Source organism: Streptomyces sp. JH14 (assembly GCF_029428675.1).
Classification (GTDB): Bacteria; Actinomycetota; Actinomycetes; order Streptomycetales; family Streptomycetaceae; genus Streptomyces.
Genome location: NZ_JAJNEL010000001.1, coordinates 1,984,217 through 1,996,875, shown reverse-complemented (window position 1 = coordinate 1,996,875; position 12,659 = coordinate 1,984,217). Strand labels below are relative to the sequence as shown.

Below are 12,659 nucleotides of genomic sequence, written 5' to 3'. Positions count from 1 at the left end.
TTTGTCAACTGTCAGCGGCTGACACTAATCTCCCCCGCATGACTAGTCAGACCACCGTAGAAAAGGCGTCGCGGGAGCCGCAGGACACCCTCGCTCCCGCCCCGGCCAAGGGGCTGCGCGGCCACCCCTGGCTGACGCTCTTCTCCGTGGCCATCGGCGTGATGATGGTCGCGCTCGACGGCACGATCGTCGCGATCGCCAACCCCGCCATCCAGCAGGATCTGGGCGCCTCGCTCGCCGAAGTCCAGTGGATCACCAACGGCTACATGCTCGCACTCGCGGTCTCCCTGATCACGGCGGGCAAGCTCGGCGACCGGTTCGGTCACCGCCAGACCTTCCTGATCGGTGTCGTCGGCTTCGCCGCGGCATCGGGGGCCATCGGCCTCTGCGACAGCGTGGCCCTGGTCATCACCTTCCGGGTGCTGCAGGGCCTCTTCGGCGCCCTGTTGATGCCCGCCGCGCTCGGTCTGCTGCGCGCCACCTTCCCGGCCGAGAAGCTGAACATGGCGATCGGCATCTGGGGCATGGTCATCGGCGCCTCGACCGCGGGCGGCCCGATCCTCGGCGGTGTGCTCGTCGAGCACGTCAGCTGGCAGTCCGTCTTCTTCATCAACGTGCCGGTCGGTGTGGTCGCGCTCCTGCTCGGCGTGGTGATCCTCAAGGACCACCGGGCGGACAACGCGCCGCGCTCCTTCGACATCGGCGGCATCGTGCTGCTGTCGCAGGCGATGTTCTGCCTGATCTGGGCGCTCATCAAGGGCGCTGAGTGGGGCTGGGGCGACTTCAAGACGGTCGGCTTCCTGGCGGCCGCCGTCGGCCTGTTCGTGGTGTTCGCGTTCTCGCAGAAGAACGTCAGGGAGCCACTGATCCCGCTGGCGATGTTCCGCTCGGTGCCGCTGTCCGCGGGTGTGATCCTGATGGTGCTGATGGCGTTCGCCTTCCTGGGCGGACTGTTCTTCGTCACCTTCTACCTGCAGAACGTGCACGGCATGAAGGCCGTCGACGCCGGTCTGCACCTGCTGCCCCTGACCGGCATGATGATCGTCGGATCGCCGCTCGCGGGTGTGCTGATCACCAAGCTCGGCCCCCGCGTCCCGCTCGTCGGCGGCATGGTGTGCACGGCGGTCGCCATGTTCGGCATGTCCCAGCTGAACACCGGCACCGGCACCCTGGCCATGTCCATCTGGTTCGGCCTGCTCGGCCTCGGCCTCGCGCCGGTGATGGTCGGCGCCACCGAGGTCATCGTGGGCAACGCCCCGATGGAGCTCTCCGGCGTCGCGGGCGGTCTGCAGCAGGCCGCCATGCAGGTCGGTGGCAGCCTCGGTACGGCGGTGCTGGGCGCGGTGATGGCTTCGCAGGTCGACTCCCACCTGGCCGACAACTGGGCGGCCGCCAAGCTTCCGCCGCTCTCGCCCCAGCAGCTGGACCAGGCGTCGTCGGCCGTCGAGGTCGGCATCCCGCCGGTGGGATCCGACGTGCCTGCGCCGGTCGTGGAGAAGATCACGGGCGTCGCGCATGACACGTTCGTGTCCGGCATGAGCACCGCGTTCATGGTCGCCGGCATCGTCGCGGTGATCGCGGCACTGGTCGCCACGCTCACCAAGCGTGGTGCGAACGCCGAGGCAGGCGCGGGCGCGGGCCACATCTGACCCCGTCACCGGCCTCGCGCGCCGACGGCGCCCGAGCGTCAACATCGTGCATACGACAGCCCCGCCGGACCTCTCCGGCGGGGCTGTCGCCTATCCGGGTGGTCTCGCCCGGGACCTCTTCCGGTGGTGCTGCGTCGCAGGTCAAGGTCGGTGCAACTGATCCACATCACCACGGGGGTTGATTGACATGCGTACGATCGTCCTTGCCGCAGCACTGGCCGCCACCGCCCTGATCCCGCCGGCCGCGTCCGGCGCCGCCGTACGGACCGCGCCGGCACCGGGCGCGCACGCCGTGCCCGTCCGTCTCGGCACCTGCGAGAGCGGTCAGCTCTGCCTCTGGGAGAAGCCGGATTTCACCGGCGCCCGGCAGATCCACGAACTGTCCGGCACCGACATCGACAGCTGCGTCCCGCTGCCGCCGGGCAGGAAGGTGCAGGCGCTCGCCAACCGCACCGGCCGCCCCGTCACCACCTACCAGTCGGCGGAGTGCGCCGAGACCGGAGAGTTCGAGACGTATCCGGGCGGTGGAACCTGGGTGCCGCAGTCCCCGTACCAGGTCAGGGCGTTCAAGATCTGGGAGAACTGACCGGAGGGGCGGCCGCAGGACCGGCCGGAGACCGGCGAAGGGCGGCGGACCAGGAGGTCCGCCGCCCTTCGGCTCACCCGTCGGTCGTTCGTACGGGTCGGTCGTGGTTACGCGTCGCCGCCGGCCGCGCCGGGATCGGCCGCGGCCACATCCAGCAGCTCGTACCGGTCGATCGCCGTCTTCAGCACCGAACGGTCGATCCTGCCCGCCTTGGCGAGCTCGGTGAGCACCGCGAGGACGATCGACTGCGCGTCGATGTGGAAGAACCGGCGGGCCGCTCCGCGCGTGTCGGCGAAGCCGAAGCCGTCCGCACCCAGCGACTGGTACGGGCCGGGCACCCAGCGTGCGATCTGGTCCGGTACGGAACGCATCCAGTCCGAGACCGCCACGAACGGGCCCTCGGAACCGGAGAGCTTCTGCGTGACGTACGGGACGCGCTGCTCCTCCTCCGGGTGCAGGAGGTTGTACCGCTCCGTCTCCACCGCATCGCGGCGCAGCTCGTTCCAGGAGGTCGCCGACCAGACGTCCGCCCTGACGTTCCACTCGTCGGCGAGGATCTGCTGCGCCTCGACCGCCCACGGGACCGCCACACCGGACGCCATGATCTGCGCCGGGATCGCGCCCTTCTCGCCGCTCCGGAAGCAGTGGACGCCCTTGAGGATGCCCTCGACGTCCACGTTCTCCGGCTCGGCCGGGTGCTGGATCGGCTCGTTGTAGACGGTGAGGTAGTAGAAGACGTCCTCGCTGTTCTCGCCGTACATCCGGCGCAGACCGTCCTTGACGATGTGCGCGATCTCGTACCCGAAGGCCGGGTCGTACGCGACACAGGCAGGGTTCGTCGAGGCGAGCAGCTGAGAGTGGCCGTCCGCGTGCTGGAGCCCCTCACCGGTCAGCGTCGTCCGGCCGGCGGTCGCACCCAGCACGAAGCCGCGTGCCAGCTGGTCGGCCATCTGCCAGAACTGGTCACCGGTGCGCTGGAAACCGAACATCGAGTAGAAGACGTACACCGGGATCAGCGGCTCGCCGTGCGTGGCGTACGCGGAACCGGCGGCGATCAGCGACGCCGTGCAGCCGGCCTCGGAGATGCCGTCGTGCAGCATCTGACCGGTCGGCGACTCCTTGTACGCAAGCAGCAGATCGCGGTCCACCGCCTCGTACTGCTGGCCCAGCGGGTTGTAGATCTTCGCACTCGGGAAGAACGCGTCCATGCCGAAGGTGCGGTACTCGTCGGGCGCGATCAGCACGAAACGCTTGCCGATCTCCTTGTCCCGCATGAGGTCCTTCAGGATGCGGACGAACGCCATGGTCGTGGCGATCGACTGCTGGCCCGAACCCTTCTTCGCGGTCGCGTACGTCTTGTCCTCGGGGAGGACCAGCGGCTTCGCGCGCACCACACGGGTCGGGACATAGCCCCCCAGACCCTTGCGGCGGTCATGCATGTACTGGATCTCTTCCGAGTTGCGGCCCGGGTGGTAGTACGGCGGGTAGCCCTCGTCGAGCTGCTTGTCCGTGATCGGGATGTGCAGCCGGTCGCGGAACCGCTTGAGGTCCTCGACCGTGAGCTTCTTCATCTGGTGGGTCGCGTTGCGGCCCTCGAAGTTCGGGCCGAGCGTCCAGCCCTTGACCGTCTGGGCGAGGATCACCGTCGGCTGGCCCTTGTGGGCCTTGGCCGCCGAATACGCCGCGTAGACCTTCCTGTGGTCGTGACCGCCGCGGCCCAGGTGCAGGATCTGATGGTCGGACATGTCCTTGACCATCTCGCGCAGCCGCGGGTCGTCGCCGAAGAAGTGCTCACGGATGTACGCGCCCGTCTCGGTGGCGTACGTCTGGAACTGGCCGTCCGGCGTGGTGTTCAGCTTGTTGACCAGGATGCCCGTGCGGTCCTGCGCGAGCAGCGGGTCCCAGGTGCGGTCCCAGACCAGTTTGATGACATTCCAGCCGGCGCCGCGGAACTGCGACTCCAGCTCCTGGATGATCTTGCCGTTGCCGCGCACCGGGCCGTCGAGGCGCTGCAGGTTGCAGTTGACCACGAAAGTCAGGTTGTCCAGGCCCTCACGGGCGGCGATGGAGAGCTGGCCGAGCGACTCGGGCTCGTCCATCTCGCCGTCGCCGAGGTACGCCCAGACGTGCGACTGGGAGGTGTCGGCGATGCCGCGGGCCTCCATGTACCGGTTCATCCGCGCCTGGTAGATCGCGCCCAGCGGGCCGAGGCCCATCGAGACGGTCGGGAACTCCCAGAAGTCCGGCATCAGCCGCGGGTGCGGATAGCTGGACAGGCCGTTCGGGGCCTTCGACTTCTCCTGGCGGAAGGCGTCGAGCTGCGCCTCGCTCAGCCGGTCAAGGAGGAACGCGCGGGCGTAGATGCCGGGGGAGGCGTGCCCCTGGAAGAAGATCTGGTCGCCGCCGCGGCCGTCGTCCTTGCCGCGGAAGAAGTGGTTGAAGCCCACGTCGTACAGCGAGGCGGAGGAGGCGAACGTGGCGATGTGGCCGCCGACGCCGATCCCCGGACGCTGCGCGCGGGACACCATCACGGCCGCGTTCCAGCGCGTCGCGTTGAGGATCCTGCGCTCGATCTCCTCGTCGCCGGGGAAGAACGGCTCGTCCTTCGTGGCGATCGTGTTCACGTAGTCCGTGCTGCGCATCTCCGGCACGGCGACACGCTTCTCACGTGCGCGTTCGATGAGTCGGAGCATCAGATAGCGGGCCCGCTCACGGCCGCGCTCGTCGACGGCGGCGTCGAGGGAGTCGAGCCATTCCTGGGTCTCTTCAGGATCGAAGTCCGGGACCTGGCTGGGAAGGCCGCCAATGATGATCGGGTTGCGATCGGATCCGGAAGCCACGCTGTTCCTTCGCTGTTCGGTGGTGCTCTACGGGGCCTGGTAACGGGAGGCATGCCCCCGGGACGTATGCACGTACGCCCTCACCATCGTGTACCGCGAGGACGCAAACGTCACCTCTACCGAGGGGTAACCCTCGGGTCGTGAGCCATCACGTCCGGTGCACGAGGACGGTCCGGCAGACGAGGCGGGACCAAACGGCAACCATACGCCCAAGCCGTCCAAGCGTTCCCAAAGGCTGTTCGACTCCGATTGGCGGACCGAAACGGCATAAGCTGTTCAAGGACGTAAAGGGTGTGGACGGCCGGCGCCGATGCCCGCAGCGAGACATGCCGATCGTGCGGCGACGTGGCAGGGAACGTCACCGTTTAGGCGGTCTCGCACGCTGGGTACTTGCGCGATCCGCCGCTCCCGTGTGGACTACGGCCAACGCCCCGCGCACGCGCGTGGCTGAAGCATTTTCCGAAACATGATCAGGAGGCAACCCGTGAGCGCGACCGCGGACCACGCGGAGGAACGGACCAACTCGGCTGCACGGCTGGGGTTCGAGCCCGGACAGGTGGTCCAGGAGATCGGCTACGACGACGACGTCGAGCAGGAGCTCCGTGAGGGCATTGAGGCCACTACCGGCCAGGAACTCGTCGATGAGGACTACGACGACGTCGCTGACGTCGTTCTGCTGTGGTTCCGCGACGAGGACGGCGACCTTACGGACGCGCTGGTGGATGCCATTGGTCTGATCGAGGACGGCGGTGCGGTCTGGCTGATGACGCCGAAGACCGGCCGCGAGGGATACGTCGAACCGAGCGACATCAACGAGGCTGCTCAGACAGCCGGTCTTTCCCAGACCAAGAGCATCAATGCGGGCAAGGACTGGACGGGCAGCCGTCTGGTCACCCCGAAGTCGGCCAAAGCCAAGCGCTGAACCGCACTCATCACGAGGCCCCCGCCGGTCGTGCACCAGCGGGGGTCTTCGTATGCCTTCGTGTCCCTGTGCCGGGCCCCCTCGAGCCGTCTTCGTGCGCTCCCCGGGTGCCGTGCGGGCCGCCGACGGCCCCGCACCAGGGCTCTGCGTAGGGTGGGAGTCCACCCGGACAGCCCAGCCCGGTGAAGCAGCGAAGGGACGCGTTTCCATGGCGATCGAGGTCGGTACCAAGGCCCCGGATTTCGAGCTCAAGGACAACCACGGCCGGACCGTGAAGCTCTCCGACTTCCGCGGCGAGAAGAATGTCGTACTGCTCTTCTACCCGTTCGCCTTCACCGGCGTGTGCACGGGTGAGCTCTGCGCGCTCCGCGACGAGCTGCCGAAGTTCGAGAACGACGACACGCAGCTGCTCGCCGTCTCCAACGACTCCATCCACACCCTGCGCGTCTTCGCCGAGCAGGAGGGCCTCGAGTACCCGCTGGTCTCGGACTTCTGGCCGCACGGCGAGACCTCGCGGGCGTACGGCGTCTTCGACGAGGAGAAGGGCTGCGCGGTGCGCGGCACCTTCATCATCGACAAGGAGGGCGTGGTGCGCTGGACCGTCGTCAACGGCCTGCCCGACGCGCGGGACCTGAACGACTACATCAAGGCCCTCGACGCGATCTGATCCGGCCGAGGCGGGTACTCCGGCGACGGCCGGGAACGTTCCCCGGCGACGATTCGGGCGATCTCCCGGCGCCCCGGCCAAAAGCCTGTTTTGGCCGGGAACCGGTCACTAGGATCCACTCGTTGATCCGATGCCAACGCACGATGCAGGCGCCGGCACCTGTCGGCCTCTAATGAAACCAATGGGAGGACTCGTGGGAGTCAGCCTCAGCAAGGGCGGCAACGTCTCGCTGACCAAGGCCGCGCCCAACCTGACCGCGGTCATCGTCGGTCTGGGCTGGGATGCTCGTACCACCACCGGCGGAGACTTCGACCTCGACGCCAGTGCCCTGCTGACGAATGCGGCGGGCAAGGTCGGCAGCGACGGGAATTTCGTCTTCTTCAACAACCTCAAGAGCCCCGACGGCTCCGTCGAGCACACCGGTGACAACCTCACCGGTGAGGGCGAGGGCGACGACGAGGTCATCAAGGTGAACCTGGCCGGTGTTCCGGCCGATGTCGACAAGATCGTCTTCCCGGTCTCGATCTACGAGGCCGAGTCCCGCCAGCAGAGCTTCGGCCAGGTGCGCAACGCGTACATCCGCGTGGTCAACCAGGCCGACAACAGCGAGCTGGCGCGGTACGACCTGAGCGAGGACGCCTCGACGGAGACCGCGATGGTCTTCGGCGAGCTGTACCGCAACGGCGCGGAGTGGAAGTTCCGTGCCATCGGCCAGGGCTACGCCTCGGGTCTGCGCGGCATCGCGCAGGACTTCGGCGTCAACGTCTGACCACAGCCCACAGGGCGTGCCCGCGCCGTGCCTGTGAAGGCATCACGGCACGGGCCGCGCCCCGCACGTCCTTGTCCGGCGCCGCACCCAGTGCGGCGCCGGACGCGCACCGCAGACGGTTCACCGGCAGGCCGTTCACCGGCGGACCGTTCATCGACACACGGTTCATCGACTCGGGGAGGACACACACCATGGGCGTCACGCTCGCCAAGGGAGGCAATGTCTCCCTCTCCAAGGCCGCACCCAACCTCACCCAGGTGCTCGTCGGCCTCGGCTGGGACGCACGATCCACCACGGGGGCCGACTTCGACCTCGACGCCAGCGCACTGCTGTGCCAGTCGGGCCGGGTGCTCGGGGACGAATGGTTCATCTTCTACAACAACCTCACGAGCCCCGACGGCTCCGTGGAACACACGGGCGACAATCTCACCGGTGAGGGCGAGGGCGACGACGAGTCGGTCATCGTGAACCTCGTACAGGTGCCCGCCCACTGCGACAAGATCGTTTTTCCGGTCTCGATCCATGAGGCCGATGCCCGCGGTCAGACGTTCGGTCAGGTCAGCAATGCGTTCATTCGCGTGGTGAACCAGGCGGACGGCCAGGAACTCGCCCGCTACGACCTGAGCGAGGACGCCTCGACGGAGACCGCGATGATCTTCGGCGAGCTCTACCGGTACAACGGCGAGTGGAAGTTCCGTGCAGTGGGACAGGGGTACGCGTCGGGTCTTCGCGGCATCGCTCTAGACTTCGGGGTCAACGTTTCGTAAAGCCGCGCACGGCGCGGGGGAGCCCCGCACACACCCGGGGGAGACCCGTTACATACACGATGGGGTAGCCAGTGCTTCTGAAAACCTTCGGCTGGTCGTTCGCGATTACCGCGCTCGGCCTGGTCGCAGCGGTGTTCTACGGGGGGTGGGAAGCCTTCGGTGTCGTCGCGATCCTTTCCGTCCTGGAGATCTCGCTGTCCTTCGACAATGCGGTGGTCAACGCCGGAATCCTGAAGAAGATGAATGCCTTCTGGCAGAAGATCTTCCTCACGGTCGGCGTGCTCATCGCGGTCTTCGGTATGCGGCTGGTCTTCCCCGTCGTGATCGTGGCCATCACCGCCAAGATCGGGCCCATCGAGGCAGTCGATCTCTCCTTCAACCAGCCCGACCGCTACCAGGAACTGGTCACGGACGCCCACCCGGCGATCGCCGCCTTCGGTGGCATGTTCCTGCTGATGATCTTCCTCGACTTCATCTTCGAGGACCGGGACATCCAGTGGCTGCGCTGGATCGAGCGTCCGCTCGCCAAGCTCGGCAAGGTCGACATGCTGTCGGTCTGCATCGCGCTCATCGTCCTGCTGATCTCGGCCATGACCTTCGCGACCCAGGCGCACCAGCACGGCGGCGCGCACGCGGACAAGGCGGAGACCGTCCTGCTCGCGGGTGTCGCGGGTCTGATCACGTACCTCATCGTCGGCGGTCTCTCCGGCTACTTCGAGAACAAGCTCGAGGAAGACGAGGAGCGCGAGCACGAGGCCGAGGAGGAGGCCAGGAAGACCGGCAAGAACGTCTCCGCGATGGTGCTCTCCGGCAAGGCCGCGTTCTTCATGTTCCTCTACCTCGAGGTGCTCGACGCGTCCTTCTCGTTCGACGGTGTCATCGGCGCCTTCGCCATCACCAACGAGATCGTGCTGATGGCCCTCGGCCTCGGCATCGGAGCGATGTACGTCCGTTCGCTCACGGTCTACCTGGTCCGCCAGGGCACCCTGGACGACTACGTCTACCTGGAGCACGGCGCTCACTACGCCATCGGCGCGCTGGCCGTCATCCTGCTCGTCACCATCCAGTACCAGATCAACGAGATCATCACCGGTCTCGTCGGCGTCGTGCTGATCGGCTGGTCCTTCTGGTCGTCGGTCCGGCGCAACAAGGCGCTGGAGGCCGGCGGCGACGACAGTTCGGGTTCCAAGGCGGAAGTCCCGTCCGGGGTGTGACCCGGTAGGGATTGAGGAACGCTCTCAGCGGGGCGGTCCGTACGGCGACGGTTGTCCGGGAACACCCGGATCCGGCCCGGCGGCCGCCCCGCTGCGATGTGTGCGGGGCCCGGACAGTACCGAGACGTGTGGGGGTTGGGGATGGCGTTCTGGGACGGCCTGTGGCCGAGGCGGGAAGCGCAGTTCGAGGCGGGCAACGCGGCGACCAACTCCATCGTGCTCTCCAAGCGGCACGCCACGGTCTCCCTGACCAAGCAGGGCGCGCTGACCGGCAATCTCCGGGTCAACCTCTCCTGGCGGATGCGTACGTCCGACATCGAGGGCAGGTCGCGGCAGAGCGGGCGGCTGCTGCGGCCCTTCAAGCTCTTCCAGCCCGATGTGGTCCAGGCGCACACCCAGGGCGTGGTCAACGTCGACCTGGACCTGGGCTGCATGTACGAGCTGAAGGACGGCACCAAGGGGGTGGTGCAGCCGCTGGGCAACCTGATCGGCGACCTGAACGGGCCGCCGTACGTCAGGCTCAGCGGGGACGACCGCTTCGGGGCGCCGTCGGGGGAGACCGTGTACGTCAACCTCGATCAGCGGGACCAGATCAAGCGGCTGCTGTTCTTCGTGTACATCTACGACCAGACGCCGGCTTTCGACCGTACGCACGCCAAGGTGACGCTCTACCCGGGCAACGGGCCGCGGATCGAGATCGAACTCGACGAGAGGGCCCCCCAGGCCCGCTCGTGCGCCGTGTTCACGGTGGAGAACGTCAAGGACGAGCTGATCGTGCGGCGCGAGGTGAAGTTCGTCTACGGCTTCCAGTCGGAGCTGGACCGGCTGTTCGGCTGGGGGATGCAGTGGGGGCGCGGCTACAAGTCCCGGGCCTGAGCGCCTGCCTCCGGCTCCGGGCCGGGCGCGCGGTGCCTGAGCGCCTGCCCTCGCCCCGCGGACCGGGCCTGCGGCGCCGGTGCGGTCAGGAACGGACGAACTGCGGGCCCTGCGGCGGCAGGACGAAATTCGGGTCGGGGGCGGGCGCCGCGGCGGCCGCGGGCTGCGGATAGCCGTACGCGGGCTGCACGGAGGCCCGCTGCGGGTAGCCGTATGCGGGCTGCGGAGCCTGGGCGGGTCCGGCGGCCGTCGCGGCCTGCGGGTAGCCGTACGCGGGCTGCTGGTGCTGGACCGTGGCCTGTATGTCGGGGGCGGGCGCCGGTGCGGGAGGGAACGCGGGGGCGGGTGCCGTGGCAGCCGGCCCGGTGACGGAAGGCGCGGAGGACGCCGACGGGGCGGGGGCCGGGGCCGGATCGGGCTCGGCCGCGGCTTCCGCCTCGTCCACCGAGATGCCGAACGCGGTCGCGAGGCCGACCAGACCGGTCGGGTAGCCCTGGCCGACCGCCCTGAATTTCCAGCCATCGCCGCGCCGGTAGAGCTCACCGCAGATGATCGCGGTCTCCTCGCCGGTCTCCGGCCGCACATCGAACACCGCGAGCGGATCCCCGCCCGCCGACGCCGCGTCGTACAGCAGGATGCGCAGATCACGGACCTGTTCGAAGGCGGCCCCGTCCGACGACGCGGCGATGACCACCTGTTCGACCGAGGGGTCGAGTGCGCCCAGGTCGGCCTCGATGGTGTCGGTCAGGCCCTCGGCGATGCTGCGCTTCGGTAGCCGTCGTACCAGGCCGGAGGGGTGCCGGGGCTGGTTGTAGAAGACGAAGTCCTCGTCGGAGCGCACCCGGCCACCGGTGCCGAGAAGCAGGGCCGAGGCGTCCACATCGGGGATCCCGGCGCCCGGGGTCCAGCGCAGCACGGCCCGTACGGCCGTGGCATCGAGGGGGACGTTCGAGCCCTTCAGCATCGCGTGCGTCATGGCGGTCATCCTGCCTGCTGGCTGCCCGCGCAGACAACGTGGGGGGTGCATCCCATGTCTCCGACGTGCGTCGGAACCGTGGCCTCCGGGCCTCGGTGAACCATCGGGAAATGGACGAGTTACCCGAAATTCACGCACGCGGGGAACTGTCGACACCGGTCCGTACGTACTATTACCGGCCACACGTTGTCCGGCCTGTCAGGCAGTACGGGGGAATCACATGCGTCATTTCGGGCACATCTCGCCCGCTGCGCGGAAGGGCCTGTTCCACCGGGAGCCGATCGAATTCGACGCCGGCTCACCCGCCCGCACACTTTCGGCCGCTCTGGGAGCCACCCTGTACTCCCCGGCCACCCGGCCGCGGCTCGCGGACGACATCATCAAACAGGCCGGTCGAGGCGTGGTCTCGATGGTGCTGTGCCTGGAGGATTCGATCAACGACTCCGAGGTGGCGGCGGCCGAGGAGAACCTGGTCAGGCAGTTCGCCGACCTCGCGGCGTGCGACGTCGAGCTGCCACTGCTCTTCATCCGGGTCCGTGAACCGGAGCAGATCACGGACCTGGTGAACCGGCTCGGCAGCTCCGCCTCATTGTTGTCCGGTTTTGTACTTCCCAAGTTCACCGAAGAGCGTGGCGTGCCGTTCATGGAGGCACTCACCAAGGCCGAGACGGCCAAGGGGCTGCGGCTTTTCGCCATGCCCGTCCTCGAATCCCCGGAGCTCCTTCACCTCGAGTCCCGCCGCGAAACGCTGCAGGGAATCGCCCGCACCGTCGACACATACCGGCACCAGGTGCTGGCACTGCGCCTCGGGGTCACCGACTTCTGCTCGGCGTACGGGCTGCGCAGGGCGCCCGACATGACGGCGTACGACGTCCAGCTCGTCGCCGCGGTCATTGCGGACGTGGTGAACATGCTCGGCCGGGCGGACGGCACGGGCTTCACCATCACCGGACCCGTGTGGGAGTACTTCCGCCTCCAGGAGCGCATGTTCAAGCCGCAGCTGCGCCGCAGCCCCTTCATGGAGGGCCGGGCCGAGGAACTGCGCACCGAACTGATCGAGCACGACCTGGACGGGCTGCTGCGGGAGATCGAGCTCGACCGGGCCAACGGTCTGCTCGGCAAGACATGCATCCACCCCTCGCACGTCGCGCCCGTGCACGCCCTGTCCGTGGTCAGTCACGAGGAGTACAGCGATGCGCAGGACATCCTGCGGCCGGAGCGGGGCGGCGGCGGTGTCATGCGCTCCGCATATACGAACAAAATGAATGAAGTGAAACCGCACCGCGCGTGGGCCGAGCGCACGCTGCTGCGGGCCGAGGTCTTCGGTGTGACGAAGGAAGACGTCGGGTTCGTGGAGCTGCTGACCGCGGGCGTCGCGGAATGAGCGCGTCTC

Annotated in this window: 11 protein-coding genes; 9 read left to right on the top strand and 2 right to left on the bottom strand. The window is 67.9% G+C overall.

Translation table 11 applies throughout. The features are described from left to right. Positions 1-38 precede the first annotated feature (38 nt). Together LRD69_RS09045 and LRD69_RS09040 are read left to right on the top strand one after the other, a co-directional pair. Positions 39-1,649: an MFS transporter gene (locus tag LRD69_RS09045; protein WP_277326042.1), complete on the top strand. Its 1,611-nt coding sequence runs from the start codon at positions 39-41 to the stop codon at positions 1,647-1,649. A 187-nt stretch (positions 1,650-1,836) separates the two neighbouring features. After that, positions 1,837-2,235, top strand: coding sequence for a peptidase inhibitor family I36 protein (locus LRD69_RS09040; protein ID WP_277326041.1), 399 nt, complete (start codon positions 1,837-1,839; stop codon positions 2,233-2,235). Positions 2,236-2,342: 107 nt separating this feature from the next. On the opposite strand, the gene aceE is transcribed toward LRD69_RS09040, so the two are convergent. Continuing rightward, on the bottom strand, positions 2,343-5,075 hold the full coding sequence (gene aceE / locus LRD69_RS09035) for a pyruvate dehydrogenase (acetyl-transferring), homodimeric type (protein WP_277326040.1): 2,733 nt from the start codon (positions 5,073-5,075) through the stop codon (positions 2,343-2,345). 484 nt (positions 5,076-5,559) lie between these two features. Here aceE and LRD69_RS09030 point away from each other — a divergent pair, with 484 nt between their 5' ends. The 6 genes from LRD69_RS09030 (at position 5,560) to LRD69_RS09005 (ending at position 10,290) form a co-directional block, all read left to right on the top strand. Continuing rightward, entirely contained in the window at positions 5,560-5,997 is a 438-nt protein-coding gene (locus LRD69_RS09030; RefSeq protein WP_030925917.1) for a DUF3052 domain-containing protein, read from the top strand. A 208-nt stretch (positions 5,998-6,205) separates the two neighbouring features. After that, positions 6,206-6,664 (top strand): peroxiredoxin, encoded by a 459-nt coding sequence (locus LRD69_RS09025; RefSeq protein WP_277326039.1) that lies wholly within the window; start codon positions 6,206-6,208, stop codon positions 6,662-6,664. A 193-nt stretch (positions 6,665-6,857) separates the two neighbouring features. Beyond that, positions 6,858-7,433, top strand: coding sequence for a TerD family protein (locus LRD69_RS09020; protein ID WP_277326038.1), 576 nt, complete (start codon positions 6,858-6,860; stop codon positions 7,431-7,433). 191 nt (positions 7,434-7,624) lie between these two features. Continuing rightward, entirely contained in the window at positions 7,625-8,200 is a 576-nt protein-coding gene (locus tag LRD69_RS09015; protein WP_277326037.1) for a TerD family protein, read from the top strand. Between the two features lie 71 nt (positions 8,201-8,271). Continuing rightward, entirely contained in the window at positions 8,272-9,414 is a 1,143-nt protein-coding gene (locus LRD69_RS09010; RefSeq protein WP_277326036.1) for a DUF475 domain-containing protein, read from the top strand. A gap of 141 nt (positions 9,415-9,555) precedes the next feature. Further along, complete coding sequence (locus LRD69_RS09005) at positions 9,556-10,290, top strand: Tellurium resistance (protein ID WP_277326035.1); 735 nt, start codon at positions 9,556-9,558, stop codon at positions 10,288-10,290. An 85-nt stretch (positions 10,291-10,375) separates the two neighbouring features. Here the strand turns inward: LRD69_RS09005 and LRD69_RS09000 are convergent, their stop codons facing one another. Next, on the bottom strand, positions 10,376-11,266 hold the full coding sequence (locus tag LRD69_RS09000) for a TerD family protein (protein ID WP_277326034.1): 891 nt from the start codon (positions 11,264-11,266) through the stop codon (positions 10,376-10,378). Positions 11,267-11,486: 220 nt separating this feature from the next. On the opposite strand from LRD69_RS09000, the gene LRD69_RS08995 reads away from it, so the two are divergent. Beyond that, positions 11,487-12,650, top strand: a complete 1,164-nt coding sequence (locus LRD69_RS08995) for an HpcH/HpaI aldolase/citrate lyase family protein (RefSeq protein ID WP_277326033.1) — start codon at positions 11,487-11,489, stop codon at positions 12,648-12,650. Positions 12,651-12,659: the final 9 nt, after the last annotated feature.